2 rRNA genes (1 of these 2 only partly in view) are annotated in these 2,839 nt (G+C 47.1%); both read left to right on the forward strand.

What is annotated here, in order from left to right:
• Window positions 1-2,542: ribosomal RNA gene (locus tag Q0807_RS18725) — 23S ribosomal RNA — on the forward strand (it extends 284 nt beyond the left edge of the window).
• Between the two features lie 103 nt (window positions 2,543-2,645).
• Window positions 2,646-2,755: ribosomal RNA gene (rrf, locus tag Q0807_RS18730) — 5S ribosomal RNA — on the forward strand.
• The last annotated feature ends 84 nt before the right edge of the window (window positions 2,756-2,839 follow it).

Consider the following 2,839-nt stretch of genomic DNA (forward strand, 5'->3'; position numbering starts at 1 on the left):
GTAGGACCACGATATTCGATGCATAATGAATTAGAACAGTTTGGAAAGACTGACCAAAGAGGGTGATAGTCCCGTATAAGTAAAGATTGTTAAGATAGTGGTATCCTGAGTAGTGCGGGGCACGTGAAACCCTGTGTGAATCAGTCGGGACCATCCGATAAGGCTAAATACTCCTGAGAGACCGATAGTGAACTAGTACCGTGAGGGAAAGGTGAAAAGAACCCTGAATAAGGGAGTGAAATAGAACCTGAAACCATACGCTTACAAGCGGTCGGAGCAGACTTGATCTGTGACGGCGTGCCTTTTGCATAATGAGCCTACGAGTTACCGTTGCTAGCAAGGTTAAGGACTTCAGGTCCGGATCCGTAGCGAAAGCGAGTCTGAATAGGGCGCTTTAGTTAGTAGTGGTAGACGCGAAACCGTGTGATCTACCCATGGGCAGGGTGAAGCTGTGGTAACACACAGTGGAGGCCCGAACCGGTTGACGTTGAAAAGTCTTCGGATGACCTGTGGGTAGGGGTGAAAGGCCAATCAAACTCGGAAATAGCTCGTACTCCCCGAAATGCATTTAGGTGCAGCGTTGATTTATAGTTTTATAGAGGTAGAGCTACTGATTGGATGCGGGGGCTTCACCGCCTACCAATTCCTGACAAACTCCGAATGCTATAAAATGTTAATCAGCAGTGAGGGCATGGGTGCTAAGGTCCATGTCCGAGAGGGAAAGAACCCAGACCATCAGCTAAGGTCCCCAAATATATGTTAAGTTGAATAAACGAGGTTGAACTGCTTAGACAGCTAGGATGTTGGCTTGGAAGCAGCCATTCATTTAAAGAGTGCGTAACAGCTCACTAGTCGAGCGGTTCGGCATGGATAATAATCGGGCATAAACATATTACCGAAGCTATGGACTTGAAAAAGTGGTAGGGGAGCATTGTAGTGTCGTCGAAGGTGTGCTGTGAGGCATGCTGGAGAAGCTACAAAAGAAAATGTAGGCATAAGTAACGATAATGCGGGCGAGAAACCCGCACACCGAAAGACTAAGGTTTCCTCAGCTATGCTAATCAGCTGAGGGTTAGTCGGGACCTAACGCGAACCCGAAAGGGGTAGTGGATGGACAACAGGTTAATATTCCTGTACCTGCTCACACTAAAAGTGACGGAGGCGAAAAGTTAGTGCGTACTGACGGAATAGTACGTTGAAGCGAGTGGTAACACCGCGATAGTACACTGAGACTACGGTCAAGGTGATAATCTAGCAAATCGACTTCCAAGAAAAGCGAGTGAAGCAGCCCGTACCCTAAACCGACACAGGTAGTTGGGATGAGAATTCTAAGGTGCTCGAGAGATTCATGGCTAAGGAACTAGGCAAAATAGACCCGTAACTTCGGGAGAAGGGTCGCCCATCGTAAGATGGGCCGCAGTGAAAAGGTCCAGGCGACTGTTTATCAAAAACACAGGGCTCTGCTAAATCGAAAGATGATGTATAGGGCCTGACACCTGCCCGGTGCTGGAAGGTTAAGTGGAGGGTTTAGAAGTTTACTTCGAAGATCTCAAATGAAGCCCCAGTAAACGGCGGCCGTAACTATAACGGTCCTAAGGTAGCGAAATTCCTTGTCGGGTAAGTTCCGACCTGCACGAATGGTGTAACGATCTGGACACTGTCTCAGCCATGAGCTCGGTGAAATTGTAGTATCGGTGAAGATGCCGATTACCCGCTGTGGGACGAAAAGACCCCGTGCACCTTTACTATAGCTTAGTATTGGTTTTGGATAAGTAATGTGTAGGATAGGTGGGAGACTTTGAAGTGGCGTCGCTAGGCGTTGTGGAGTCATTGTTGAAATACCACCCTTTGCTTATCTAGAGTCTAACTTTCAATGAAAGGACAGTGCTTGGTGGGTAGTTTGACTGGGGTGGTCGCCTCCAAAAGAGTAACGGAGGCTTCTAAAGGTTCCCTCAGCACGGTTGGTAATCGTGCGTAGAGTGCAATGGCATAAGGGAGCTTGACTGAGAGACATACAGGTCGATCAGGTACGAAAGTAGAGCATAGTGATCCGGTGGTTCCGTATGGAAGGGCCATCGCTCAAAGGATAAAAGGTACGCCGGGGATAACAGGCTGATCTCCCCCAAGAGCTCATATCGACGGGGGGGTTTGGCACCTCGATGTCGGCTCGTCACATCCTGGGGCTGGAGAAGGTCCCAAGGGTTGGGCTGTTCGCCCATTAAAGTGGCACGCGAGCTGGGTTCAGAACGTCGTGAGACAGTTCGGTCTCTATCTACAGTGGGCGTTAGAAATTTGAGTGGATCTGACTCTAGTACGAGAGGACCGAGTTGGACGAACCTCTGGTGTACCTGTTGTTCCGCCAGGAGCATTGCAGGGTAGCTACGTTCGGAAGGGATAAGCGCTGAAAGCATATAAGCGCGAAACCCACCACAAGATGAGATTTCTTTAAAGGGTCGTGGAAGATTACCACGTTGATAGGCTATAGGTGTAAAGGCAGTAATGTCATAGCCGAGTAGTACTAATAACCCATAGGCTTATTGTACGCCTGTTTTTTTATTAAGTTTACAATACATATTACTTCTATCATGTAATTTTTTCAATATGTCAACAATATTAGTGTTGATTATTTATAACAACCCAAAATTTAAGGTGGTTATAGCGACGGGGCTCACCTCTTACCATTCCGAACAGAGTAGTTAAGCCCGTTTGCGCCGATGGTACTGCTTAACTGTGGAAGAGTAGGTCGCCGCCTTTTTTTATCGATGTATATATCGATATTGTAAAACCCTTACTAGTGTTCTAGTAAGGGTTTTTTTGTTTTATGTTTTTACGTTTTGTT

This window comes from uncultured Winogradskyella sp. (assembly GCF_947495255.1).
GTDB lineage: Bacteria > Bacteroidota > Bacteroidia > Flavobacteriales > Flavobacteriaceae > Winogradskyella.